Origin of the sequence: Aeromonas sp. QDB18 (assembly GCF_027705325.1) — a bacterium.
GTDB lineage: Bacteria > Pseudomonadota > Gammaproteobacteria > Enterobacterales > Aeromonadaceae > Aeromonas > Aeromonas caviae.
Genome location: NZ_JAPDBQ010000012.1, coordinates 20,998 through 47,297, shown reverse-complemented (window position 1 = coordinate 47,297; position 26,300 = coordinate 20,998). Strand labels below are relative to the sequence as shown.

General features: G+C 59.7%; 23 protein-coding genes and 1 pseudogene. 12 read left to right on the top strand and 12 right to left on the bottom strand.

Annotation, left to right across the window (positions count from 1 at the left end; genetic code table 11):
* From OKC30_RS03960 to OKC30_RS03950, 3 genes and pseudogenes are all read left to right on the top strand, one after another.
* A pseudogene (locus tag OKC30_RS03960) lies at nt 1-324 on the top strand (IS4 family transposase); the annotation flags it as partial.
* A gap of 271 nt (nt 325-595) precedes the next feature.
* On the top strand, nt 596-1,351 hold the full coding sequence (locus OKC30_RS03955; RefSeq protein ID WP_052815447.1) for a hypothetical protein: 756 nt from the start codon (nt 596-598) through the stop codon (nt 1,349-1,351).
* 60 nt (nt 1,352-1,411) lie between these two features.
* Nucleotides 1,412-2,074: a DUF2987 domain-containing protein gene (locus tag OKC30_RS03950; protein ID WP_041211435.1), complete on the top strand. Its 663-nt coding sequence runs from the start codon at nt 1,412-1,414 to the stop codon at nt 2,072-2,074.
* Nucleotides 2,075-2,145: 71 nt separating this feature from the next.
* On the opposite strand, the gene ttcA is transcribed toward OKC30_RS03950, so the two are convergent.
* The 12 genes from ttcA to OKC30_RS03890 all read right to left on the bottom strand — a co-directional run bounded on the left by ttcA (nt 2,146) and on the right by OKC30_RS03890 (nt 12,551).
* Nucleotides 2,146-3,054, bottom strand: a complete 909-nt coding sequence (gene ttcA / locus OKC30_RS03945) for a tRNA 2-thiocytidine(32) synthetase TtcA (RefSeq protein WP_052814627.1) — start codon at nt 3,052-3,054, stop codon at nt 2,146-2,148.
* Between the two features lie 67 nt (nt 3,055-3,121).
* Nucleotides 3,122-4,069: a universal stress protein UspE gene (gene uspE, locus OKC30_RS03940; protein ID WP_039040780.1), complete on the bottom strand. Its 948-nt coding sequence runs from the start codon at nt 4,067-4,069 to the stop codon at nt 3,122-3,124.
* A 136-nt stretch (nt 4,070-4,205) separates the two neighbouring features.
* Nucleotides 4,206-4,961 carry an FNR family transcription factor gene (locus OKC30_RS03935; protein WP_010674781.1) on the bottom strand — a complete coding sequence of 252 codons (756 nt, stop codon included), beginning with the start codon at nt 4,959-4,961 and terminating at the stop codon, nt 4,206-4,208.
* A gap of 68 nt (nt 4,962-5,029) precedes the next feature.
* A complete protein-coding gene (locus OKC30_RS03930; protein WP_010674780.1) occupies nt 5,030-5,716 on the bottom strand; it encodes a sulfite exporter TauE/SafE family protein in 687 nt (228 codons plus the stop codon).
* On the bottom strand, nt 5,700-5,906 hold the full coding sequence (gene ccoS / locus OKC30_RS03925; RefSeq protein WP_041211434.1) for a cbb3-type cytochrome oxidase assembly protein CcoS: 207 nt from the start codon (nt 5,904-5,906) through the stop codon (nt 5,700-5,702). Before ccoS ends, OKC30_RS03930 begins: the two co-directional genes overlap by 17 nt.
* Before the next feature lie 82 nt (nt 5,907-5,988).
* Nucleotides 5,989-8,385, bottom strand: coding sequence for a heavy metal translocating P-type ATPase (locus tag OKC30_RS03920; protein ID WP_270663731.1), 2,397 nt, complete (start codon nt 8,383-8,385; stop codon nt 5,989-5,991).
* An 88-nt stretch (nt 8,386-8,473) separates the two neighbouring features.
* Nucleotides 8,474-8,962 (bottom strand): FixH family protein, encoded by a 489-nt coding sequence (locus OKC30_RS03915; protein WP_010674777.1) that lies wholly within the window; start codon nt 8,960-8,962, stop codon nt 8,474-8,476.
* Nucleotides 8,963-9,075: 113 nt separating this feature from the next.
* The gene (gene ccoP / locus OKC30_RS03910) at nt 9,076-10,065 is read right to left on the bottom strand and encodes a cytochrome-c oxidase, cbb3-type subunit III (RefSeq protein ID WP_270663732.1); all 990 of its coding nucleotides are present in this window, start codon (nt 10,063-10,065) and stop codon (nt 9,076-9,078) included.
* Entirely contained in the window at nt 10,065-10,244 is a 180-nt protein-coding gene (locus tag OKC30_RS03905) for a CcoQ/FixQ family Cbb3-type cytochrome c oxidase assembly chaperone (protein ID WP_010674775.1), read from the bottom strand. The genes ccoP and OKC30_RS03905 overlap by 1 nt, the downstream gene beginning before the upstream one ends.
* A gap of 11 nt (nt 10,245-10,255) precedes the next feature.
* Nucleotides 10,256-10,870: a cytochrome-c oxidase, cbb3-type subunit II gene (ccoO, locus tag OKC30_RS03900; protein WP_010674774.1), complete on the bottom strand. Its 615-nt coding sequence runs from the start codon at nt 10,868-10,870 to the stop codon at nt 10,256-10,258.
* An 18-nt stretch (nt 10,871-10,888) separates the two neighbouring features.
* Nucleotides 10,889-12,313, bottom strand: coding sequence for a cytochrome-c oxidase, cbb3-type subunit I (gene ccoN / locus OKC30_RS03895; RefSeq protein WP_010674773.1), 1,425 nt, complete (start codon nt 12,311-12,313; stop codon nt 10,889-10,891).
* Nucleotides 12,288-12,551: a hypothetical protein gene (locus OKC30_RS03890; RefSeq protein ID WP_270663737.1), complete on the bottom strand. Its 264-nt coding sequence runs from the start codon at nt 12,549-12,551 to the stop codon at nt 12,288-12,290. Before OKC30_RS03890 ends, ccoN begins: the two co-directional genes overlap by 26 nt.
* Before the next feature lie 41 nt (nt 12,552-12,592).
* On the opposite strand from OKC30_RS03890, the gene OKC30_RS03885 reads away from it, so the two are divergent.
* The 9 genes from OKC30_RS03885 (at nt 12,593) to OKC30_RS03845 (ending at nt 26,227) form a co-directional block, all read left to right on the top strand.
* Entirely contained in the window at nt 12,593-13,051 is a 459-nt protein-coding gene (locus OKC30_RS03885) for a hypothetical protein (RefSeq protein WP_270663739.1), read from the top strand.
* 108 nt (nt 13,052-13,159) lie between these two features.
* Nucleotides 13,160-13,618: a GAF domain-containing protein gene (locus OKC30_RS03880; RefSeq protein ID WP_010674771.1), complete on the top strand. Its 459-nt coding sequence runs from the start codon at nt 13,160-13,162 to the stop codon at nt 13,616-13,618.
* A gap of 101 nt (nt 13,619-13,719) precedes the next feature.
* On the top strand, nt 13,720-14,364 hold the full coding sequence (proQ, locus tag OKC30_RS03875) for an RNA chaperone ProQ (RefSeq protein WP_010674770.1): 645 nt from the start codon (nt 13,720-13,722) through the stop codon (nt 14,362-14,364).
* An 8-nt stretch (nt 14,365-14,372) separates the two neighbouring features.
* Nucleotides 14,373-16,388, top strand: a complete 2,016-nt coding sequence (prc, locus tag OKC30_RS03870; RefSeq protein WP_270663741.1) for a carboxy terminal-processing peptidase — start codon at nt 14,373-14,375, stop codon at nt 16,386-16,388.
* A 129-nt stretch (nt 16,389-16,517) separates the two neighbouring features.
* Nucleotides 16,518-19,142: an aminopeptidase N gene (pepN, locus tag OKC30_RS03865; protein ID WP_270663743.1), complete on the top strand. Its 2,625-nt coding sequence runs from the start codon at nt 16,518-16,520 to the stop codon at nt 19,140-19,142.
* A 67-nt stretch (nt 19,143-19,209) separates the two neighbouring features.
* Nucleotides 19,210-19,431, top strand: a complete 222-nt coding sequence (locus OKC30_RS03860) for a DUF2835 family protein (RefSeq protein WP_010674767.1) — start codon at nt 19,210-19,212, stop codon at nt 19,429-19,431.
* Between the two features lie 274 nt (nt 19,432-19,705).
* On the top strand, nt 19,706-24,547 hold the full coding sequence (locus OKC30_RS03855; protein ID WP_270663745.1) for an NAD-glutamate dehydrogenase: 4,842 nt from the start codon (nt 19,706-19,708) through the stop codon (nt 24,545-24,547).
* A gap of 47 nt (nt 24,548-24,594) precedes the next feature.
* Nucleotides 24,595-25,605, top strand: a complete 1,011-nt coding sequence (gene pyrD, locus OKC30_RS03850) for a quinone-dependent dihydroorotate dehydrogenase (RefSeq protein ID WP_039040791.1) — start codon at nt 24,595-24,597, stop codon at nt 25,603-25,605.
* An 85-nt stretch (nt 25,606-25,690) separates the two neighbouring features.
* A complete protein-coding gene (locus OKC30_RS03845; protein WP_041211431.1) occupies nt 25,691-26,227 on the top strand; it encodes a cell division protein ZapC in 537 nt (178 codons plus the stop codon).
* Nucleotides 26,228-26,300: the final 73 nt, after the last annotated feature.

Genomic DNA, 26,300 nt, shown 5'->3' with positions numbered 1-26,300 from the left:
AACCGGTTGAAGGCGTTCGCGACACGACAAAAAGCGATAGCGGAAGGCTTGATCTGGGCTAGTTTGCTGGCCTTGCTGGTCAAACGTCGGCTGGCGCTGACGCTGATTGGCAGCGCGGAGTTATCGATGCTGAAGATTGCCAAAAACAGCGCGCTTTGGTTAATGCCGATATTGGCGAGCATCATCCATGGTGCGTGGCAGGAAATAACAGAGAAGTTGGAGTGGGCAATGGTGTATTTATCCAAAAACGGCAAAAAGAGTAGGCAGAGAAAATCCAAGCAAAACAACACGTTAGACGGTATTATTAATTCGCTTGCCGCTTAAGGTTCTGTACATGATCACCCAGTAATGGGAATCCCCCTCCTGTGACGCGAAGCGCTAAGGTGGGGGAGGATGTCAACATCCTACTCCCGTTGGACAGAGGGGCCAAGGGTGAGGGGAACTTCATCAAGTAGGGCTGCAAGGCCTTTGGTATCAATGGCTTTCTGAACGGAAGATAACAGGAAAAACGGCTACGCATGCCGGTTCAAACCGCTATAATGTGCCACCTTGGATCAGTCGTCAGTGAATGTTGGACAGTCAATTGAGTAATAGAATGCGGATCGGTGGAACCCTCGAACAGTCCCTCAGCCAGGGATATCGTCTGGACCTGCAAGGGGTGTTGAAAGAGGGGTGGCAACAGACTCGTCGCACCGGTTTCGGATTGGCGCTGGCCATCGCCGGGGTCATGGCAATCTGGATCCTGCTGAGCAATACCTTGCTGACGCCCTATGTCGCCCGTGAAGGAGGGGATATGGATATGGCCCTGATCCTGAGCCTGCTGGTCACGGTGATCATGTCACCCATGACCTCCTCCCTCGACATGCTGGGGTTGCAGCAGTCGGTGGGGGTACGCGCCCGGCCGAGCCAGGTGTTCGACTTCTTCCGCCACTTCCTGCGCCTGGGCAGCCTGAGTCTGCTCGGCAGCCTCATCACCAGCCTGTTTGGACCCCTGTTCGAGCTGCTGGGTGTGCCTGTGATGCTGGCCTTCATCCCTTCCGCCCTGGTGGGCATGGGGCTGGTGTTTACCGTACCTCTGGTGCTGGAGCGCGGTCTTTCCCCGGCTCAGGCCATTCTGGTCTCCCTCAAGCTCTTTGCCCGGGGCTGGCCCAGCATAGTGCTGCTGCACGGGGTCATGCTGGCACTCTTCTTCCTGGCGCTCATCCCCATGGGGCTGGGACTTATCTGGGTGGCGCCGCTCTACTTCAACTGCAAGGGCATTCTCTACCGGGATCTGTGTGGGGTGGCAGTCGAAGTGACCGAGGTTGCCAGTGGCAACAACGGGCAGGGCCCGGATCATTTCAACGCATAATGGAATACCAGGGGTCAGCCGGTGTCGACCCGCCCGGAGCATGATGCAAAAGGATGGCATATGAACAAGCGATACGGGATGGCGGCGCTCCTGCTGATGCCCATGCTGGGACAGGCTGAGCCGTCCCTTGAACTCGACTACGGCACCTTCTACAGCCAGATGAAGACCTTCGCCAAGGGGGAATTTGGCCACGCCAGACTGGGCTTTTATCTGGCCAGTCAACAGAACGGTCGGCGCTGCGGGCTCACCTCGGCCCGGGTCTCGACCCCGGACAGGGATGTGCCCGCCGAGGTCACGGTGGATGGCGAACTGCGTCTGCCCTATGACGATGATCTCAACCTCGACAAGGCGATCGTGGTGGTGGGGCTCACCGAGGCCCACGCCGCCTGTGATCTGTCGGTACAGGTGATGGCTGACGCCCCCGCCACACCCGAGGTGCCGCTGGCCGAACTTGTCTCGCGTCAGCAGCAGATGCAGCGATTGCTCGACAAGATGGCCGGCATGGTCGGCCAGTATTTCCTGCCCAAGATGGAAGGGGTGCGGATCTCCATGGTGGCGCCCGCAGGCACAGCCTACCTTGTGGAGGGTGCCCGTCAGGAGGCCGTCTCCTGGCAGCAGGGGCAACTGCTGCTCAGCAATGCGCAGCTGAAGGGGTTTGCCCAGGGCAAGCTGCAACTGCAAGGGGAGATCCTGCGCCTGACCCCCTGGCTACACAAGGAGTAGCGACCCGAGTCCGCAGATTGCCAGAATGAAAAAAGGAGCGCCTGGCGCTCCTTTTTTGTGGGTGACGGGGCTTAGCGCACCTCAATCACGTCCAGCATGTCCATCTCGTCGATGTCCAGCAGCGGCACCTTGGGCAGCTCGGGCGGATCAAATGCCTTGTCGCCACCGTCGATGATGCCGGAGTCGCGATTGATGCTCTTGAAGTCAAACAGCTGGTGATCGAGCAGGTGGCTCGGGATCACGTCCTGAATGGCGGTGAACATGGTCTCGAGACGGCCTGGGAAGCGGCGATCCCACTCCTGCATCATCTGCTTGATGGCCTGGCGCTGCAGGTTCTCCTGGGAGCCGCACAGGTTGCAGGGGATGATGGGGAAGGCCTTGACCTCGGCATAGCGCACCAGATCTTTCTCCTTGCAGTAGGCCAGGGGGCGGATCACCACGTTCTTGCCATCGTCGCTCACCAGCTTGGGGGGCATGGATTTGAGCTTGCCACCGTAAAACATGTTGAGGAACAGGGTCTCGAGGATGTCGTCACGGTGATGGCCAAGGGCGATCTTGGTACAGCCCAGCTCCTGGGCGGTGCGATACAGAATGCCGCGGCGCAGGCGGGAGCAGAGCGCGCAGGTAGTCTTGCCCTCCGGTACCTTCTCCTTGACGATGGAATAGGTATCTTCTTCCACGATCTTGAAGTCGATGCCGAGAGTGCTCAGGTATTCGGGCAGCACGTGCTCGGGGAAGCCGGGTTGCTTCTGATCCAGGTTGACGGCCACCAGATCGAAATGGATGGGGGCGCTGGCCTTCAGGCTCATCAGGATGTCGAGCATGGCAAAGCTGTCCTTGCCGCCAGACAGGCAGACCATGATCTTGTCACCCTCTTCAATCATGTTGAAGTCGGCGATGGCCTGGCCCACGTTGCGCCGCAGACGTTTCTGCAGCTTGTTGAAACTGTATTTCTCTTTGGCGTTAAGCTCTTCTAGCATGGCCTCAAACCCGGGACAAAAATAAGCGGCTTATTATAGCCATGTCCCGGGGGAGGGCAAGAAACGCTTATGCAGGATGACGCCTGTCATCCACAGGGCAGCTGTAATCGTCGGGTTTGAGGATGAGAATGTCGCAGTTGAGCCTGTCCACCACGTGCTCGGCGGTGTTGCCAAGCAGGGCGGCAGAGAGGCCGGTACGGCCGACGCATCCCATGATCATCAGGGTGGCATTCAGATCGTCCGCCATGTCCGGCAGCACCTCCTCCGGCAAGCCTTCCGCCACCTTGGTCCACATGTGGTTGATGCCGAATTGATCGGCATGTTCCCGCAGCAGATCTTCATGGTGTTTGCGAATGGCATCGTTGTAGGCGTTGGGATCGAACTCTGGCAGTTCGATGGCGACATTGACCGGGGTGCCCGGGTAGGTGTTGACCAGATAGAGACTGGCACCAAGCAGCTCGGCGATGGCGATCCCCTCGCGGGTGATCCGCTCGTTAAGCACCTTCTGCTCCTTGTCATCGCTCGAGCAGTTGATGGCGGCAATCAGGTTGCCCCCCCGTTGCCAGTGCCCTTCTTTTACCAGCAGAACCGGACAGGGGCATTTGCGCAGCAGGTGCCAGTCGGTGGGGGTGAAGATGAAGGTTTGCAGGAAGGAGTGTTTGTGAGTAGCCTTGACGACCAGATCGTGACGCTGTTCCAGCACTTCCTGAATGACGCACTCGAAGGGACGGTTGTGCCAAAGCACTTTCACTTCGCATTCCAGCCCTCTGGCCCGATAGGGAGTGAGGATCTCGTCGAGCCACTCCCGACGCTGGGCGATGACACCATGGCGCATCTCTTCCCGCTCGTCTGCCGAGAGCATGGCGGTCATCTCGTAAGAGAAGTCGTAAATCGTCAGGAGCAGGGTCAGCTGGGCACCCTCATCCAGCTCGGCGACCTTGACCGCGCGCTCGAGCGCGATCTGGCGCTCCTCCTCGGGATTGATCACCACCAGAATGTTTCGGTACTTGACCATGTTCTCCTCCTTAGCAAAAAGGCCAATGATGGCAACTCTTTAGCTATTACAGCTTAGTCCAAGGGGGGAGACGGGAAGGTGTGCCGGATCAAATTTCAGGGTGATCCGATCCGGCAAAAAAGGGAATAAACGGGGATTAACCGCAGGGAGGACGAGTGGCTCCGGCCATGACGCCCAAGGCAACGTTGTCCAGTACAGTAATGTATTTGCCTTTGACGCTGATGAGACCGGATTTCTGGAAACGGCCCAGCAGGCGGCTGATGGTCTCGACGGTGAGACCGAGGTAGTTGCCGATGTCTCCACGGGTCATGGAGAGGCGGAACTCCTTGGCGGAGAAGCCGCGCTCGGAGAAACGAACCGAGAGATTGTGCAGGAAGGCAGCGAGGCGCTCTTCGGCGTTCTTTTTGGAGAGCAGCAGTATCATCTCCTGGTCGCCCATGATCTCGTTGCTCATCAGCCGCATGATCTGCTGGCGCAGTTTGGGCATCTTGCCAGAGAGGTCGTCGAGCACATCGAACGGTATTTCGCACACCATGGCGGTTTCCAGCGCCTGGGCGAAGGAGGGGTGGGCCTGCTTGTGGATGGCGTCGAAACCGACCAGATCACCGGCGAGGTGGAAGGCGGTGATCTGTTCGTCACCCTGTTCGGTGATGGTGTATGACTTGATGGTCCCGGAACGTATGGCATAGAGCGACTTGAGCTCATCGCCGGCCTTGAACAACTCTTCACCCTTCTGGAACGGCTTTTTGCGCTCGATGATGCTGTCGAGCTGATCGAGCTCGTTATCGTTCAGGGTGAAGGGGATGCAGAGCTGGCTGATGCTGCAATCCTGGCAATGAATTGCACAGCCACCGCTCTGAATACGTCTGCCAGGTTTCTTGTCCGGGATCATAGGCTCAAATGAATAATTGATTTATATCAAACAAGTTTACCACCATCTCATCCGTTTTGGATAGGGTTTCAAAAGGACGCCATCCCGATCCAGAGGGTGTGGATCCCGTAGGCAATAAGCAGCAAGGCGCCCCCAAGGCGCAGGCTGCGCAGGGTGAGCCAGTAGCGCAATCGGTCTGCCAGCCCCCCTAGCGCAAACAGGGTCGGCAGGGTGCCGAGGCCGAAAAAGAGCATGATGAGTGCCCCGCCACTCGCGGAGCCTGCGGCAGCGCTCCAGGTCAGCATGGAGTAGACGAGGCCGCAAGGGAGCCAGCCCCATATCATGCCAAAGGGGAGGGCCTGCCTGGCTGATGTAAACGGGAGAAACCTGCCTGCCAGCGGCTTGATGAGAGGCCAGAACTTCGCACCGATGCGCTCGAGCAGCAAGACGCCATGCCACCAGCCAGCCAAGTAGAGGCCGAGCGCTATCATCAGCAGGGCGGCGATGAGGCGAAGCCCTGCCAGGGCGTGTTTGCCAGCGCCTATCTCCGTGGTGGTGGCGAGCAAGCCGCCCACCAGCGCGCCCGCCAGCACATAGCTCAGGATGCGCCCCAGGTTGTAGTTGAGCAGATAACCGAGCCTGCCCCAAAAATGCTGCTTCTCTGCAGGTATGGCCATGGAGAGCGCTGCGGACACGCCGCCACACATGCCGATACAGTGGCCGGCACCGGCAAGCCCGACCAGCAGGGCGCCCATGAGGTCAAGGCTGCTGGTCATGGGGCCTGTTTTCCTGTTCTGCTTGTTGTTCAGAGGGGGGCAAGGGGCGCTGCTCCTCGTCAAACAGGATGTTGGAGCCCTGCCTGTCGAGATCCTCGAACTGCTCGGAGCGGATGGCCCAGAAGAAGACGGCGCCGGCAATGACAACGAACAGGATGGCGATGGGGATGAGGACGAAGATAATGTTCATGGCGCGGACCCTGTGGTGAAAGGGGGATGATAACCCGGCGAGGCAAGAGGTGCCGCCACCCGGGAGGATGCCAGATGGCTGCTCACCGGTTGAGCCGCATGGAGTTGGTGACCACGATGAGGGAGCTCAGGGACATGCCAGCAGCCGCCAGATAAGGGGGGAGCCAGCCACTTGCCGCCAGCGGCAGCACAAGCAGGTTGTAGCCGATGGACCAGGCAAAGTTCTCCTTGATGATCTTGCGAGTGCGCAGGGCCTGGGCCCGGGCGGCCAGCAGACGGGAGAGATCGTCGGCCAGCAGGATGGCGTCGGCACTGTTCTTGGCCAGATCCGTGCCCCCCGCCATGGCAAAGGACGCGTGGGCGCCGGCCAGCACAGGGGCGTCGTTGATGCCATCTCCCACCATGATGCTGATATCCCCGGCCGCTTCCCGGGCCTTGAGATAGGCCAGCTTGCCGTCCGGGGTGACCCCTTTTACCAGCTCATCGACCCCCAGCTCGCGGGCCAGCATGTCCGCCTGGTCCGAACCGTCGCCGGTGAGAATGGTGGTTTGCAGGCCTGCCTCCTTGAAGGCCTGGATCAGTGCACCGGCATCGGGGCGCAGCGTGTCGGCCAGGATGAAACGGGCCAGCAGTCCGTGTTCATCGGCCAGATAGATGGTCAGCCCTTGAGCGGCATTCTCTTCTTGCGCCAGTTCGAGCCAGCGTGCACTGCCGATGCGGTAATGCTTGCCCTCAATTACTCCCTGCACGCCGTGGCCGATGACGGGGGTGACGTCGCTGGCGGCGAGCGGCACCCCGTCCGCCAGTGGTTTGCTTCGAAACGCACGGGCGATGGGGTGCTCGGAGTAGGTCTCCAGGGCATGGGCGAGTGCGAGGCAGCGGGCTGCGTCGAGCTCGCCGAGGGGCTGGGTGCTCACCAGGCTGATGTTGCCCGTGGTCAGGGTTCCCGTCTTGTCCATCACGATGCGGTTGGCCCGGGTCAGAATGTCCAGCACGTGGCCGCGGCGCAGCAGGATGCCGCTGCGGGTCAGGTTGGCAGTGGCCGAGGTCAGTGCGGTCGGGGTGGCCAGCGAGAGGGCGCAGGGACAGGTCGCCACCAGCACCGCCAGGGTGACCCAGAAGGCCCGCTCGGGCTGATGAAAATGCCAGAAGGTCCAGACCGCGGACGCAATGATCAGGAGCACCAGGATAAAGTGGCGCGACAGCACGTCCGCCAGTTGGGCGATGGCGGGCTTGTCGTCCAGAGCATGATCCTGCAGGCGCATGATCTGGGCCAGACGCGACTCTTCAATGGGATGGCTGACCCGGATCTCCAGGGGGGCATCGGTATTGATGGTGCCTGCATAGACGGGATCCCCGGCCTGCTTGAGCAGAGGCAACTGTTCGCCAGTCAGCATGGATTCGTTGAGGCTGGCCTGGCCCAAGGTGACGATGCCGTCTGCCGGCAGGGTGGCCCCCGCGAGTACCCGCACCCTGTCTCCGACTCGCAGCGTCTTGGCGGCCACCTCGTGTTCGCCGTCATCATCGATGCGGGTCGCCATGATGGGCACCAGACGCGCCAGGTTGGAGCTCGACTCCGACGCCTTGCGCCTCGCTCGTAGTTCCAGCAGACGGCCCAACAGCAGGAAAAAGACGAACATGGTGATGGAGTCGTAATAGACCTCACCCGTGTTGAAGACCGTGGCCCAGATGGAGGCGACGAAGGCGCCGATCAGTGCCAGCGACACCGAAACATCCATGGAGAGGTGCCCCTGCTTCAGGCTGCGCCATGCCCCCACGTAAAAAGGCTGGGCCGAGTAGATCATGATGGGGGTGGAGAGCAGAAGGCTTATCCACTTGAAGTAGATCATGAACTCCTCTTCCACGCTGATGAAGAGGTCCATGTAGAGTGCCACGGCGCACATCATCACCTGCATGGAGCCAAGGCCGGCCAGCGCCATGCGGAACATGTAGCTGCGCACCTCTTTGGCGTAGAGCGCTTCCTGCTGATGAGTCTGGAAGGGATAGGCGCGATAGCCGACCCTGGCAAAGCCCTTGAGAATGTCGCTCAAAGAGAGCTGGGCCGGATCCCACTTGATGCGGGCGCGATGGGTGGTGGTATTGACGTTGATGTAACGCAGACCGCGCAGGGTCATCAGGTGCCGCTCGATGAGCCAGGCACAGGCGGCGCAGGTCAAACCTTCCACCGTCAGTTGGATCTCGCGCGTAGTTTCGCGACCCGTACCGGTGTCGGTGACGAACTCCTGCTGCACCTCCGCCAGATCGTAGTGGGTGAGGGCGGCGAGCTCTTCGGGCACCAGTTCCCCCTTGATGCCGGGAGCGGTGCGGTGTTCGTAATAACTGGCGAGGCCGCATTCGAGAATGGTCTGTGCCACGGCCTGACAGCCAGGGCAACACATCGGCTGAACGATGCCTTTGATCTCGAGAGTAAAGTTACTGCCAGTGGGAACCGGTTCACCACAGTGAAAACAGCCGGTCATGGTGATCATCCCTCTTTGATGCAGCCCTGCAGGCCGGGTCGGGGAGAAGGGCGGCTGACCGGCGTGCCGATCACCCTGCCTTCGTGATTCAACGTCCCTTGGGATCGAGCTCAATCGCTGCCTGAGTCGGCAGTTGTGCCGTCTCCTGGAGGCGCCATTCATGGTTGAAGGCATCGACCCGCACGTGCCACTTGCCGGTGAGGGGCTTGTCGAGCATCAGGCGATAGACTCCCTTGCCATCGGCCGTCAGCAGATGTTCGCTGTCCAGGCCCGCCAACGTGGGATGAAACAGGGAGAGGTGCAGTGCCTGCCCGAGGGGGAAATCCCCGGACAGTGGATTTAACGTCAGCTCCTTGTCGCTGACATTGAGGGCGATACGGATGCCGAGCGCCTCGGCGCGATCGAACTTGCTGAGATCCTGGTTAATCTCCTTGCCCTGCTTGTAGTAGTCCTCCGCCACCAGGTTGACCCCATCCTTGCTGGCAATGATGGCGGTGGCGATGCTGCCTACCACGGCGGCGCAGGGGAGGGCGATGATGAACCAGGGCCAGAATTGGCGATACCAGGGTTGAGTCATGATGCTACCGAAACAAATGGTTAACGAAATGGCGGTAATTCAGCCGACACAAGATAACAAAAAGCCTCGAAGAGTCGAGGCTTTTTGCTGATTAATCACGTGCTTATCACATGTTACTGCTGATTTTGCCGATCGTTGTGGGACAAGCTGTAAACGTAGGAAGCGAGCAGATGTACCTTGTCTTCCCCCAGAATGTCCTTCCAGGCCGGCATCACGCCGTGGCGCCCGTGGGTGATGGTCTGTTCGACCACCTGACGGGAGCCGCCATAGAGCCAGATGTTGTTGGTGAGATCCGGTGCGCCGAAGGCGATGCCGCCCTTGGCATCCGGACCGTGGCAGGCGGCGCACATGGCAAAGCGTGCCTCCCCTTTCTTGGCTTCCACCAGATCAACCTTGCGACCGGAGAGGCTCAGCACATAGGAGGCAACCTCCTTCACCCCGTCCTGACCCAGGATATCGCCCCAGGCGGCCATGATCCCCTGACGACCGCCCATGATGGTGGTCTTGATCTGGTCGGGGGCACCGCCCCACTGCCATTCGCTGTCGGTCAGGTTCGGGAAACCGCGGCCACCGCGGGCATCGGAGCCATGACACTGGGAACAGTTTTGCAGGAACAGGCGCTGACCCACCTTAAAGGCTTCCGGATCCTTGGCGATCTCGGTGATCTCCTTGTAGCTCTTGCCGTCAGCCTGATAGGTCAGCTCGCGGAACTTGGCGCCGTAGATCTCGTCGGCCTTGGCGAGTTCCCGGTCGTATTCCACCGCGCGTCCTTCGGCCTTGGCAGACTCGGCCGCCGCCTTGGACTCGGCCAAGGAACGCACATCCTGGTTGGAGCTTTGCCAGCCCAGCAGACCCTTGAAGTTGCCAAGGCCCGGAAAGGCGAGCAGGTAGATGAGCCCGGTGACGATGAAGAAGAGGAACATATAGGACCACCACTTCGGCAGGGGATTGTTGATCTCCTCGATGCCGTCGAAGGTGTGACCCATGGGTTTGCCCTCTTCGGCTCCCATCTTGTCCTTCATGCACCAGGCCAGCAGCAGGAAGCAGCCGAGAATGGTGCCAAGGCTTATGACGGTCACAAAAATGCTAAACAGAGTGCTCATTATTGCTTCGCTCCTGCGTTCTTGTTATCAGCACTGGGTTGCTCGTCATCGGCAAAAACCAGGTTGGCGGCCTCGTCGAAAGAAGCCTTGCGGCGCTTGCTGTAGGCCCAGACGATGATGCCAATCATGATGACCATCAGCAGCAGGGTGTACAGGCCGCGAAATGTGCCGTAATCCATATCCCGACTCCTTATTTCAGGGCATGGCCCAGTGATTGCAGATAGGCGATCAGCGCATCCAGCTCGGTCTTGCCCTTGACGGCCTCACCGGCGCCAGCGATGTCGGCATCGGTATAGGGCACGCCGAAGTGATCCCGGAACAGAGCCAGCTTCTTGCCAGTCAGCTCGCCGCTCAGCACATTGGTCTCGAGCCAGGGGAAGGCCGGCATGTTGGACTCGGGCACCACATCACGCGGGTTGATGAGGTGGGCGCGATGCCAGTCATCGGAGTAGCGGCCGCCGACCCGGGCCAGATCCGGACCGGTACGCTTGGAGCCCCACAGGAAGGGGTGCTCCCAGACGCTCTCGCCGGCAACTGAGTAGTGGCCGTAGCGTTCGGTCTCGGCGCGGAACGGGCGGATCATCTGGCTGTGGCAGACGGTGCAGCCTTCGCGGATGTAGATGTCGCGTCCTTCCATCTGCAGGGCGGTGTAGGGTTTGAGGCCCTCCACCGGCTCGTTGGTCTGCTTCTGGAAGAACAGGGGGGTGATTTCCACCAGGCCCCCCAGGCTGATGGCGAAGATGATGCCAATGACCAGCATGGGGACGCTTTTTTCAAAAATCTCGTGACGGTTGTTGTTGCTCATGCTTTAAACCCCTTCAAATCAGGCTGGCTGTGCGACGGGTTCCAGGGAACCCTTGGGCGCAGTGACGGTGCGATAGGCGTTGTAGGCCATCAGCAGCATGCCGGTGACGAAGAAGCAGCCACCCAGGAAGCGCACGAAGTAGAAGGGATAGGAAGCTTGCAGCGCCTCCACGAAGCTGTAGGTCAGGGTGCCGTCGTCGTTGACCGCACGCCACATCAGTCCCTGCATCACACCGGAAATCCACATGGCGACGATATAGAGCACGGTGCCCACGGTGGCCAGCCAGAAGTGGACGTTGATGAGCTTGATACTGTACATGCGCCCCTGCCCGAACAGGTTCGGGATCAGGTGGTAGACGGCACCGATGGACACCATGGCAACCCAGCCCAGGGCACCGGAGTGAACGTGACCGATAGTCCAGTCGGTGTAGTGGGATAGGGCGTTGACGGTCTTGATCGCCATCATGGGGCCTTCGAAGGTCGACATGCCGTAGAACGACAGGGAGACGATCAGGAAGCGCAGGATGGGGTCATAACGCAGCTTGTGCCAGGCACCCGAGAGGGTCATGATGCCGTTGATCATGCCGCCCCAGGAGGGCACGAACAGGATGAGGGACATCACCATGCCCAGCGACTGAGCCCAGTCAGGCAGGGCGGTATAGTGCAGGTGGTGCGGACCGGCCCAGATATAGAGGGAGATCAGCGCCCAGAAGTGCACGATAGAGAGGCGGTAGGAGTAGACGGGGCGACCCGCCTGCTTGGGCACGAAATAGTACATCATGCCAAGGAAGCCCGCCGTCAGCAGGAAGCCCACCGCGTTGTGGCCATACCACCACTGCACCATGGCATCCATGGCACCGGAGTACATGGAGTAGGACTTCATGCCGGAGAGGGGCACTTCCATGTTGTTGACGATGTGCAGCACGGCCACCGTGATGATGAAGGCACCGAAGAACCAGTTCGCCACATAGATGTGGGAGGTGGTGCGCTTGACCAAGGTGCCGAAGAAGACGATGGCATAGCTCACCCAGACCACGGCGATGGCGATGTCGATGGGCCACTCCAGCTCGGCGTACTCTTTGGAGGTGGTGTACCCCAGCGGCAGCGAGATGGCTGCAGACAGAATGATCGCCTGCCAGCCCCAGAACACGAAGGAGGCGAGGGGACCACCAAACAGCCGGACCTGACAGGTGCGTTGCACCACGTAGAAGGAGGTGGCCATCAGGGCGCTGCAACCAAATGCGAAGATGACCGCATTGGTATGCAGGGGACGCAGACGGCTGTACGTCAGCCAGGGGGTGTCGAAGTTGAGGGCAGGCCAGATCAGCTGGGCTGCAATCAATACACCCACCGACATGCCGACGATACCCCAGACAATCGTCATGACGGTGAACTGGCGCACAACGGTGTAGTTGTACTCAGGGTGGTTTGTTGTATGGCTCATCGTTGTATTCCGCTTCCGATGCTGTTGTTTGTGTTGCCCGGTGTCCTTGGCCATTTTCACCCCGGTTTTGCAAAATCCTCTCGTTAACATCTGTTAATAAAAGGAAAAGCAAAAGGTGGTTAAATGAAAATTCATTGAGAATGATACTGAAATGACCGGTAAAATAACAGTACAAACAGTGATATATTTGGCTCCAGCGGGCCTCATGTCCGCCAGTTTTTACCTTGCGCCAGATCACGAAAATTACATTTTCAAAGTACCTTACAGAGCTGTTTTTTCATGAAAGAGAGACTCACTTCACGCAAAATCGTCCACCTGTCCATGGTGCTGGTCATTTTGCTCTCCCTGATGGCCTATCGTACCTGGTTTTCAGGCACTGGAAGCGATCATGAAGAGGACACCAATGTTCAGATTTGTGATCTGTCCCACAGCCCCTGCCGCCTCATCGTCGGGGATCGCCCGCTGACGGTCAGCATCGATGGCTTGCCGATCCGCCCTGAACATGACTTTGTCCTGCGCCTTCAAGGGGGTGTGCCGGCCATCACGCCGGTCAAGGCCTGGCTCGAGGGCAAGGAGATGTTCATGGGGCTCATCCCCGTGCTGTTTGAAGCCAGCGATGCGGGGTGGCGAGGGGTGACCCAGGTGGGAAGTTGTACGACCGAGGCGATGGACTGGCTCCTGACCATCGAGTGGAGCAATGGCCAGCGCCATCAACTGACGTTGGGCGCGGCACGTTGAACGGACTCTCATCGAGCCCCAGGAGGGGGGATAATTGAAAATTGATTTGAAATTTTCAGGCAGGACGGTACCTTGCATTGATTATCAAGGAGTGAAGTTCATTTAATCATGATTGAAAAACAAGCATTTTATCGCACGCTCAACCAGCAGGCCCAGGCATTGCTGGAGGGCGAACCCGACATGATCGCCACCCTGGCAAACCTGTCTGCCTTGCTCAATCAGGAACTGGCTGACATCAACTGGGTTGGTTTCTACCTGCTGCAGGGCGAGACCCTGGTTCTCGGCCCGTTCCAGGGCAAGCCGGCCTGTGTGCGCATCCCGGTCGGGCGCGGCGTCTGTGGCACAGCGGTGGCCGAGGGCAAGACCCAGCTGGTGGACGACGTGCACCAGTTCGCGGGGCACATTGCGTGCGACGGTGCCAGCAACTCGGAAATCGTGATCCCGCTGCGCCGTGGCGGGGAGATCATCGGGGTGCTGGACATCGACAGTCCAATCTTTAACCGCTTTGACGAGCAGGACCGGATTGGCCTCGAAGAAACGGTGCAAATTTTGGAAAGCATGCTCTAAGTCATTGCTAGATGGTTCGCAAAAGGTCCCAAGCTCTCTATAATGGGGCCTTTGTTGTGTTCGGGCATGCCCGTGCGTCTATATGAAAGCCAAGGTTATACATGGAAAACACTGAAAAGCTGAAGAACAGTAAAGAGATCGTCGCCTACCTGGTCGAGAAATTCCCGGCCTGCTTCATCGCTGAAGGAGAGGCCAAGCCACTCAAGATTGGCATCTTCCAGGATCTGGCCGCGCGTCTTGCTGATGACGAGAGAGTCTCCAAGACCATGCTGCGCTCTGCTCTGCGTCAATACACCTCCAGCTGGCGTTACCTGCATGGCCTCAAGGCTGGCCAGGCCCGTGTCGATCTGGACGGCAACCCGGGCGAGCTGCTCACCGAAGAGCACATCGAGCATGCCAAACAGGCGCTCAAGGAGAGCAAGGAACGTGTCTTTGCCAGCCGCCGCACCAACACCAAGGAGAAGGAAGACAAGCCCAAGCAGCCGCGTCGCAACGCGCCGCGCAAGGCTGACGCTCCTCGCTCCGACAAGCCCAAGTCCGCCCCTGCTCCCAAGGCTGCACCGGTCGCCGATGCGCCGCTGGTGAAAGTGGATGCCGCTACCCTGAAAGTCGAGCAGGGCGTTCGCGTCGTGCTGGGCAAGTCCCCTGTGCCTGCGACCATCAAGGAAGTGACCAAGGATGACGTACAGGTTCAATTGCAGACCGGCATGATGTTGCGGGTCAAGTTCGAGCATCTGGTTCTCTAAGGAGACGAATGTTGAAGCATGGCGTGATTCGTTTTTCACTCGTTGCCTGTAGCCTGGCGCTTGCCGGGCTCGCACAGGCCATCGAACCGGTGCTCAAGGAAAGTGATTTGCCTGTGTTGGCTCAAGAGAGCCAACATGCTACGGCCAGCAAGCGAATTGCCAATCTGTTTACCCGCTCCCACTACAAACAGTTCAAGCTGGACGACGCCTTTTCCTCCGTGATCTTTGACAAGTATCTGGAGAATCTGGACTACAGCCGCAACCTGTTTCTGGCCTCTGACATCAGCCGTTTTGAGAAATATCGTACCGGTTTTGACACCGACCTCGAGCGAGGGCGACTGGCTCCGGCCTACGAGATGTTCAACCTGAGTCAGCAGCGGCGGTACGAGCGGTTCGAATACGCCCTCAAACTGCTCGACACTCCCTTCGATTTTACCCAGAAAGACAATTACGTCTTCGATCGGGAAGGGGCTCTCTGGCCCAAGGATGAAGCCGAGCTCAACGAGCTGTGGCGTCAGCGGGTCAAGTTCGATGCCCTGAGCCTCAAGCTCAGCGGCAAGGAGTGGCCCGAGATCAAGGAGCTGCTTGGCAAGCGTTACAACAACGCCATCAAGCGGATGTCCCAGACCGAGAGCGAGGACGTGTTCCAGCTCTTCATGAACTCCTTCGCCCGCGCCATTGAACCGCACACCAGCTATCTGTCTCCGCGCAGCGCCGATCGGTTCAACACCGAGATGAACCTCTCGCTGGAGGGGATTGGTGCCGTGCTGCAGGCGGAAGATGACTTCACCGTCATCCGCTCCCTGGTGCCAGGCGGCCCGGCGGCCAAGTCCAATCACCTGAAACCCGATGACAAGATCACCGGGGTGGGGCAGGACGACGGCAAGATTGTGGATGTCATAGGCTGGCGTCTTGACGACGTGGTCGAGCTCATCAAGGGGCCCAAGGGCAGCAAGGTGAAGCTGGAGATCCAGCGCGGCAAGGGCGCGACCGCCAAGACCGAGCTGGTGGAGCTGGTGCGTGACAAGGTGCGTCTGGAAGACAGAGCCGCCAAGTCCAAGGTGATCACCGCCGAGGGCAAGAAGATCGGCGTGCTCGAGATCCCGAGCTTCTACGTCAACCTGCACGACGACGTGATCAAGGAGATCTCCAGCCTCAACAAGCAGAAGATCGACGGCCTCATCGTCGATCTGCGCGGCAACGGTGGCGGTGCCCTGACGGAAGCCTCCGCCCTGAGCGGTCTCTTCTTTGCCAGCGGCCCCGTGGTGCAGATCCGTGATCACATGGGTCGCATCACCGTCAATGGCGACGACGACGGCAATGTCTACTACGGTGGCCCCATGTCGGTGATGATCGACCGCTACAGCGCCTCGGCCTCCGAGATCTTCGCTGCCGCCATGCAGGACTATGGTCGTGCGCTGATCCTCGGCGAAAACTCGTTCGGCAAGGGGACGGTGCAGCAGCATCGCAGCCTCGCCAAGGTCTATGACTTCTACGAGCAGCCGCTGGGTCACGTGCAGTACACCATCGCCAAGTTCTACCGTATCGATGGCGGCAGCACCCAGAACAAGGGCGTTGCACCCGATATCGCCTTCCCGACTGCGGTAGCGCCGGGGGAGACGGGGGAGAGCCGCGAGTTCAACGCCTTGCCCTGGGACAAGATTGCCTCGGCCAGCTACGAGCGACTGGGGGACTTCTCCAGCCTGCTGCCCAAGCTGAAAGCGGCCCACGAGGCACGGATCACCAAGGATCCGGAATTTGCCTATGTGCTGCAGGACATCAAGGAGTATCAGGCGGACAAGGACAAGAAGTCGGTCTCCCTGAACGAAGCCGAGCGGCTGGCTGAACAGGCCAAACAGGACGAGAAGGCGCTGGCGCGAGCCAATGAGCGGCTGACCCGTCTTGGCAAGCCGACGGTGAAGAGCCTGGATGAACTGCCGACCGATTTCGAGGCACCTGACGAATACCAGGTGGAAGCGGCCAACATCACGGCGGATCTGGCCACCCTCAGCAAGAATAGCTGATGCTGGCAACGAAATGACAAGGGCGACTCGGGTCGCCCTTTCTTTTGCCTGAATGCAAACTATTTGACCCTGTCCGAGCCTTGTGACAGCCTCTGACACGTCAATAACAAAGCGTGGAAGCACACAATAATGACTGAACAACCTCAGGCCATGACGGCCAAATATCGCCAGGATTACCAGGCTCCCCTCTATTGGTGTGACAGTCTGGATCTCGATTTTCAGCTGCAAGAGCCCCTGACCCGGGTCACCGCCATCTCCCGTTTGCGTCGCAGCGGCGATCACAACGAACCCCTGGTGCTGGACGGCGAGGGGCTTGACCTTGTCAGCGTCAGTGTGGATGGCGTGCCCTATCAGCAATACGAGCAGGGAGAGAGCAGCCTGACTCTGTTCAACCTGCCGGCCGAGTGCGTGCTGACCGTGGTCACCGACATCGATCCCGCCGCCAACACGGCGCTGGAGGGGCTCTACAAATCCGGCGATGCCTATTGCACCCAGTGCGAGGCCGAGGGCTTTCGTCGTATCACCTATTACATGGACAGGCCAGACATCCTGGCCCGTTACAGTACCCGCATCACCGCCGACAAGGCCAAGTACCCCTATCTGCTCTCCAATGGCAACAAGGTCGCGAGCGGCGATCTGGACGACGGTCGCCACTTCGTGCAGTGGCAGGATCCCTTCCCCAAACCGAGTTACCTGTTTGCCCTGGTTGCCGGTGACTTCGATGTGGAACGCAACCACTTCATTACCAAAAGCGGCCGCCAGGTGGCGCTCGAGATCTTCGTGGACAAGGGCAACCTGGACCGCGCCGGTTTCGCCATGGAGAGCCTCATCAACTCCATGCGCTGGGACGAGCAGCGTTTCGGCCTTGAGTATGACCTCGACATCTACATGATCGTGGCGGTGGACTTTTTCAACATGGGGGCCATGGAGAACAAGGGGCTCAACATCTTCAACTCCAAGTTCGTGCTGGCCAACCCGGCCACTGCCACCGATGCGGACTACCACGGCATCGAGCGGGTGATCGGCCACGAATACTTCCACAACTGGACCGGCAACCGTGTCACCTGCCGCGACTGGTTCCAGTTAAGCCTCAAAGAGGGGCTGACGGTGTTCCGGGATCAGGAGTTCTCCTCCGATCTGGGGTCGCGCGGCGTCAACCGCATCAACAACGTGCGCACCGTGCGCGGTCCGCAGTTTGCCGAAGATGCCGGCCCCATGGCCCACCCCATCCGCCCGGATGTGGTGATTGAGATGAACAACTTCTACACCCTGACCGTCTACGAGAAGGGCTCTGAAGTGATCCGAATGATGCACACCCTGCTGGGGGAGGACGCCTTCCAGGCGGGCATGCGCCTCTACTTCGAGCGTCACGACGGCTCTGCCGCCACCTGCGACGACTTCGTGCAGGCGATGGAGGATGCCTCCGGGGTGGATCTCGCTCGCTTCCGCCGCTGGTACAGCCAGTCCGGCACCCCCGAGCTCACCGTGACCGACGAGTACGATGCCACGAGTGGTGTTTATCGTCTGCACGTGAGCCAGCACACCCCGCCGACCCAGGATCAGCCACAAAAGCTGCCGCTGCATATCCCCCTCGACATCGAGCTCTACGATGCACAGGGTGCCGTCATCCCGCTGCAATACCAGGGCAAGGCCATCGGCAATGTGCTGGACGTGCTGGAAGCACAGCAGACTTTCGAATTCGATCGGGTGCCGGTCAGACCGGTACCCTCCCTGCTGCGGGACTTCTCCGCCCCGGTCAAGCTGCACTATGACTATAGCGACGAGGCCCTGGCCTTCCTGATGCGCCATGCCCGCAACGAGTTTGCCCGCTGGGATGCGGCGCAGATGCTGATCAACAAGGCGGTGATCGACGGGGTGGCGCGGGTCCAGCACGGGCAGAGGGTTGAACTCTCCCACACCCTGCTGGCGGCCTTTGTTGCCATTCTGGACGAGGCTGCACTGGATCCCGCCCTCAAGGCAGAGATCCTGGCCCTGCCGGGAGAGGCGACCCTGGCCGAGCTGTTCGAGGTGGCCGATATCGACGCCATCCACCAGGTGCGCAACGGGATCCAGACCGCATTGGCCCACGCCTTCGGCGACCGCCTGCTGGCGTGCTACGAGAGCCTGCGTCTGTCGGCTTATCAGGTGGTCCATGCCGACATGGCCAAACGGGCCCTCAAGGGCGTGGTGCTGGGTTATCTGGCGGCGCTGGATGCCGCGAAGGCCGATACCCTGGTGCGCGAGCAGTACGGGGCCGCCGACAACATGACCGACACCCTGGCTGCACTCCAGGTGGCCAACAGCCATCTGCTGCCGTGCCGCGCCGCGCTTTTGGCCGACTTCGAAGGCAAGTGGGCCCATGATGGCCTGGTACTGGACAACTGGCTGCGGCTGGTGGGCGCCAAGCCGGCCAAGGATGTGCTCGATGACGTGAAGCAGGCGATGGCGCACCCGACCTTCAGCATCCGCAACCCGAACCGGCTGCGGGCGCTCATCGGCAGCTTCGCCATGAACAACCAGGTGCAGTTCCACGCCGCCGATGGCAGCGGCTATCGCTTCCTGACCGATCTCTTGATCGAGCTCAACGAGGTCAATCCCCAGGTGGCGTCCCGCCTCATCACCCCGCTTATCCAGTTCAAGCGGCTCGATGAGGGGCGCAAGGCGCTGGTTCGCGCCGAGCTGACCCGCCTGGCCAACCTGGACGGGCTGGCGCGGGATCTGTTCGAGAAGGTGAGCAAGGCGCTGGCACAATAAGCGTCACGACGGCGGGCAGGGGAGTCTGGCTCTCCTGCCCGTTTTTCATGGATGACCAGGAGGTGACATGAGGCAATACACTTTTCGGCTCTCCCTTGGCCGCGACGAGATCATGTTGATGTACCAGGGGCAGGTGAACCGCCTGGTGGTACGTACCGAGCAGGGTCTGACCCTGGAGCTGGGGTTGGAGAAAATCCGGCGTTTTGTGTCGGAGAGCGGCGTTCACGGCTACTTTCGACTGAAAACCCAGGACGATCATCGCTTCATTTCCCTGGAACGCATAAATTAACAAAACTTGAACATCAATCCGGGTAAATATCTGCTTTAAGTCACTATCTATCCGGTAAATGGCGCGGCAACCAGTGCGATTTTCTGAATTTTGCCAACTTGGCAAAATTTATCACAACCCAAGCCGTGATCTGTCCCTTGTTTTTAACATCCCGTTATCACCTTTGCTCGCCTTCCTTGATCCAAGCCATTACACTTCGCTGCAACTCTGTACCGGCGCGCATCCTGGGTGGATGTCGCCGTGTCTGTGATGTCGTCCGATAAGGAAACTAGCAATGGCATTGAAAGACGCCCCTACATCCGTTCTGCTCGAAAACGTTCTCAGTCTGATCCACCAGAAATTGCCGAAAAACAGTGCCTCCCTGGTCGAATGTTTCGTTGCCAAGTTCTACGGCAACATGGCCAGCACTGATCTGCATGACCGCAATGACAGCGATCTCTATGGCGCCGCCCTCAGTCTGTGGAATGCCCTCAACCACCGTACCGGCATCGAGCCCTATATCCGGGTCTACAACCCCGAGCTGACCCGCCACGGATGGCAGTCTCCCCATACCATCGTCGAGATCATCCTGCAGGATTCCCCCTTCCTGGTGGACTCCATCCGCATGGCCCTCAAGCGTCTCAACATCACCGCCCACATGATGCTGCACCAGCCGCTGCACCTGATCCGCAGCGAAGGCGGCAAGATTGGCGCCATCCTGGAACTGGACAACACCGCAGAGCAGACCTCGGTGGAAACAGCCTTCCTCATCGAAATCGATCACCTGACCGGTGAAGAGGAGATGGACGCCCTGACTGCCGAGCTCAACTCGGTGGCGCGGGAAGTGGCCCTGGCGGTGGGAGACTGGCAGCCCATGCTGGCGCGCCTGAACGAGATCATCGAGGAGCTGCCCAAACGCAAGAACCCGGTCAGCCAGGCCGAGGTGGACTCCTGCGTCGCCTTCCTCAAATGGGTGGCCGCCCACAACTTCACCCTGATGGGTTATCGTCGCTACGACGTCAAGGCGGTGGAGGGGGATCACGAGATCCTGCCGCAGCCCGAGTCCAGCCTGGGGCTGATGAAGAACTCCATCAAGGACGAAGGCCAGCGCCTCGGCACCATGCCCGCCAGCGCCCGTCACGCGGCCCTCAGTTCCGACTTGCTGATCCTCACCAAGTCCAACAGCAAGTCCCGGGTGCATCGTCCGGCCTATGTGGACTACATCGGCATCAAGCGTTTCGACGAGCACGGCAAGGTGGTGGGAGAGGATCGCTTCATCGGCCTGTATGCCTCCTCCATCTACAACACCAGTGCGACCCAGATCCCCCTCATCAGCCACCGCCTCGAGCGCATCATGGCCGCCTCCGGCTTTGAATCGGGCTCTCATGCCTACAAAGCGCTGCTGAACGTGCTGGAAACCTACCCGCGCGACGAGCTGATCCAGGCCCGTGAAGAGGAGCTGCTGGCCACCGGTCTCGGGGTGCTGGAGATGCAGGAGCGGGACATGCTGCGCCTGTTCGTGCGCCGCGATGTCTACGGCCGCTTCTTCTCCTGCATGGTCTATGTCACCAAGGAGCGCTACAACACGGCGCTGCGAGTCAAGACCCAGCAGATTTTGCAGAAATATTTTGGCAGCAGCATCGATGTGGAGTTCAACGTCTACTTCACCGAGGGCGTGCTGGCACGGACCCACTACATAGTGCGGGTCAACAACAACAACGTGGATGTGGATGTGAACGAAGTACAGAACAACCTGATTGAAGCGGCCCGCAGCTGGGATGACCGCCTGGATTCCGTGCTGCTTTCCCACTATGGCGAGGCCCGCGGTAACGAGCTGCGCCGCCGTTTCAGCACCGCCTTCCCCCGTGCCTACAAGGAAGATGTGCTGCCGGGCTCTGCCGTCGCGGACATCATGGCCCTGGATGGATTGAGCGAGGCCGAGCCGCTTGGCATGCTGTTCTACCGCGCCCAGGAGGAGGAGAACGATCGCCGGGTACGCCTCAAGCTGTTCCACCGAAGCGAACCCATCCACCTCTCCGACGTCCTGCCCATGCTGGAAAACATGGGGCTGCGCGTCATCGGCGAGACCCCGTATCAGGTACGGACCCCCACCGGCGAGGTGTTCTGGATCCTCGATTTCTCCATGCTGCTGCGCGGTGAGCAACCGTTCGATCTGGAGCAGAGCCAGCAGCGCTTCCAGCAGGCCTTCGCCGCCATCTGGAGCAAGACCCTGGAAGATGACGGCTTCAACCGTCTGGTGCTGGGTGCCGGCCTCACCGGTCGTCAGGTATCCGTGCTGCGGGCCTATGCCAAATACATGCGCCAGACCGGCGTCTCCTTCAGCCAGTCCTATATCGAGGAGACCCTGACCCGTTATCCGGACATCGCCCAACTGCTGTTCACTCTGTTCGAACAGCGCCTGGATCCGGCCATCAAGCAGGATGCCAAGGTGCAGGCCAAGCTGCACGAGGAGCTTGCGGCCAAGCTGGATCAGGTCGCCAACCTGGATGACGATCGCATCATTCGCCGTTATGTGGAGATGATCGACGCCACCCTGCGCACCAACTACTACCAGCTGGACAAGGCGGGCAACATCAAGCCCTACATCTCCTTCAAGCTGGCCCCCTCCAGCATCACCGACATGCCGCTGCCGCTGCCGAAGTTCGAGATCTTCGTCTACTCCCCGCGAGTGGAAGGGGTACACCTGCGCTGGGGCAAGGTGGCCCGTGGCGGCCTGCGCTGGTCCGATCGCAAGGAGGACTTCCGCACCGAAGTGCTGGGTCTGGTGAAAGCCCAGCAGGTGAAGAACACCGTTATCGTGCCGGTGGGCGCCAAGGGCGGCTTCTATTGCAAGCAGATGCCGGCAGGCGCCCCCCGTGCCGTCATCCAGGAGGAGGGCAAGGCCTGCTACCGTCTGTTCATCCGCGGTCTGCTCGACGTGACCGACAACATCATCGGCGGCGAGGTGATCCCGCCCAAATCCGTGGTGCGTCACGACGAGGATGATTATTACCTGGTAGTGGCGGCCGACAAAGGCACCGCGACCTTCTCCGACATCGCCAACGAGATAAGCCTCGAATACGGCCACTGGCTCGGCGATGCGTTTGCCTCCGGCGGCTCGGTGGGCTATGACCACAAGAAGATGGGCATCACCGCCCGCGGCGCCTGGGAATCGGTCAAGCGCCACTTCCGTGAGATTGGCATCAACTGCCAGACCACCGACTTCACGTGCGTGGGGATAGGCGACATGGCCGGCGACGTGTTCGGCAACGGCATGCTGCTCTCCGAGCACATCCAGCTGGTGGGCGCCTTCAACCACATGCACATCTTCGTCGACCCGACCCCGGATGCGGCCAGGAGCTTCGTCGAGCGCAAGCGCCTGTTCGAGCTGCCCGGCTCCAGCTGGGATGACTACAACCGTGAGCTCATCTCCAAGGGGGGCGGCATCTTCCTGCGCTCTGCCAAGTCCATCAAGCTGAGTCCGGAAATGCAGACCCTGCTCGGCACCGACAAGAGCGGCATGGCCCCGAACGAGCTGATCAAGGCGCTGCTCTGCCTGAACGTCGACCTGCTCTGGAACGGCGGCATCGGCACCTATGTGAAGAGCGCCCGCGAGAGCGACGCCGACGTCGGGGATCGCAGCAACGACGTGCTGCGGGTCAATGGTCGTGACCTGCGTGCCCGCATCGTGGGCGAGGGTGGCAATCTTGGCTTCACCCAGCTTGGCCGGGTGGAGTATGCAAGTCAGGGTGGTCGCATCAACACCGACTTCACCGACAACGTGGGCGGGGTGGATTGCTCCGACAACGAGGTCAACATCAAGATCCTGCTGAACCAATTGGTGGCGGCCGGTGACCTGACCCTCAAGCAGCGCAACCAGATGCTCTACGAGATGACGGATGCGGTGGCCCAGGTGGTCATCACCAACGCCTATCGCCAGTCACAGTCCATCTCGGTGACCGCCTTCCGTGGTGCCGAGCAGCTGAAAGAGCAGCAGCGCTTCATCCAGGGGCTGGAGCGGGAAGGCAAGCTGGACCGGGCACTCGAGTTCCTCCCCTCCGACGAGGAGCTCTCCGAGCGGATGGCGGCAGGGCAGGGGCTGACCCGACCCGAGCTGGCGGTGCTGGTGGCTTATGGCAAGATGGTGCTCAAAGAGCAGCTCAACTGCCCGGAAGTGACCGAGGAGCCCTTCCTCGCCAACATGCTGGTCACCAGCTTCCCGACCCAGTTGCAGCAGCAATTTGGCGCTGCCCTGGCCCAGCACCCGCTACGAGGCGAGATCATCGCGACCCGGGTGGCCAACATGCTGGTCAACGACATGGGGCTCAACTTCGCCAGCCGGATGAAGGACGAGACCGGTGCCTCGGTGGCGGAAGTGGCCTGCTGCTTCGCCATGGCCCGGGAAGTGTTCGGCCTCGGCGCCCTGTGGCGTGACATCGAAGGGTGTGACAACGGGGTGGATGCCCAGACCCAGCTCGAGCTGATGTTCTACAGCCGCCGCATCGTACGCCGCGCCACCCGCTGGTTCCTGCGCGCCCGCAACCGCAGCTGGAGCATCGGCGAGAACATCGCCTTCTTCCGCCCGGCCTTCGAGACCCTGAGTCAGCACCTTTATGAGGTAATGGACGAAAGCGAAGTGGCCGAACACAGCCAGGCGGTCGCCGCCCTGGTGGAGAAACAGGTGCCGGAGGCCATCGCCCGTCGCGTGGCCCACATGAGCAGCCTCTTCTCCTGCCTGGATCTGGCGCAGATTGCTGCGGAGCACAAGACCGACATCCTGCGGGTTGCCAACGTCTACTACCGCCTGGGCGCCAAGCTGGATCTGCACTGGTTCCTCGAACAGATCAACCATCAGCCGGTGGGCAACCACTGGCAGGCGATGGCGCGGGCCTCCTTCCGCGAAGATCTGGACTGGCAGCAACGCAGCCTCACCTCCGTGGTACTGGAAGGGTGCAAAGAGCAGGGGGAATGCGCTACCATAATGGCCGACTGGATTTCGGAGCATGAGCAACTCTTGTCCCGTTGGACCCACATGTTGGCCGACTTCAAGACCACGAGCACGCACGAGTTCGCCAAGTTCTCGGTGGCCTTGCGAGAGTTGAACCTGCTCCAGTTGAATTGCCGAACCTCGGCATAACCCCAAAAGCCCCGGCCAGTTGCCGGGGCTTTTTTTAAGGAGCAAGCATGCTGTACCCACTCGCCAGGCATTTCCTGTTCAAACTCAATCCGGAGCAGGCTCACGATCTCTCCATCAAATATTTGCCCCGCCTTCTTGGTACCCCGCTTGATTGTTTCTTCCGCCACTCTCTGCCCAAACGCCCCGTCACCGTCATGGGGCTTAATTTTGCCAATCCGGTGGGGTTGGCCGCCGGTCTGGATAAAGACGGGGAGTGCATAGATGCCTTCGGCGCCATGGGGTTCGGTTTCATCGAGGTCGGTACCGTGACCCCCAGACCCCAGAGCGGCAATGACAAGCCTCGTCTCTTCCGGGTGATCCCGGCCGAGGGGATCATCAATCGCATGGGATTCAACAACAAGGGAGTCGATCACCTAGTGGCCAAGGTGAAAGAGGCCAAATATCAGGGGGTGATCGGCATCAATATCGGCAAGAACAAGGACACCCCCATCGAGCAGGGCAAGGATGATTACCTTCTCTGCATGGACAAGGTGTATGACCACGCCGGTTATATTGCGGTCAATATTTCCTCGCCAAACACCCCGGGTCTGCGTCAATTGCAATATGGCGATGCACTGGATGAACTGCTGGCCGCATTGAAACAGCGTCAACAGGAGCTGGCCGAGAAATATAAAAAGTATGTGCCGCTGGCCGTGAAAATTGCCCCGGATCTGTCACTCGATGAAATAGATCAGGTAGCCGCCTCTTTGATCAAGAACCGTATTGACGGTGTCATCGCCACCAATACCACTCTGGAGCGGGAGATGATATATGACATGCCCCATGCCGCAGAGGCTGGCGGGCTCAGCGGTCGTCCGCTCCAGCACAAGAGCACCGAGGTGATCCGCCACCTGGCCAAGGCCCTCGACGGCGCCCTGCCCATTATCGGTGTGGGTGGTATCGACAGCGCCATGGCGGCTCGGGAAAAACTGGCAGCGGGTGCCAGTCTTGTCCAGATTTACAGCGGCTTTATTTATAAAGGGCCGAGTCTGGTCAAAGAGATCGTTACCCATATTTAAAAAATAACCGGTTGCCCTTATTTAACGTTGCTCAAATTCTCGACATGGAATAAAGTCGAGGGACGGCTTAGATAAGGGCACCACCATGTGTATTCAACCCAATGACAATTGGCAGTGGCATTATGACGCTCAGGATGATCGCCTGATGCTGGATTTGTCCGATCGCATGATATTTGCCACCGAATATAAAGGTCGACAACTTGTTCCCTGTTCTTTCACCACCCAGCCTTTTTGTGTGGATGATGCCGCCCTCTATTACCAGTTGATGGACAAGGCCGCTGAACTCGACTGGAGTACGCCCCACCAGGTCCAGCTGGTCCTCAATGCCATCGCCGTCAGCCGTTTTTATAAACCCCTGATGCCGCAAAGCTGGTTCTTTCATGAACAGCAGGCTCATGTTATTCCAGAGATGGGATCCCTGGTGTGGATGGATACTCCCCACGGTCGGGGGGAATTCATGGTCATCGAAGCCGGCGATCAGGCGAGCGTTTGCCTGAACCTGACCGACGAACTGGTGCTGACCAACAGCAAGACGCTGCCGCGCTTTGCAGTGATCAAGGTGATGAATAACCGGATGCAAGCCAGAGTCCGGGCACAGACACAATATCGGGAAGTGGGCTGACGATGGGGCCGTTATATGGCGACGAATAAGTCCGTTATAGGCCTGCTATATTAGTCTGATATTTAAGCGCTCA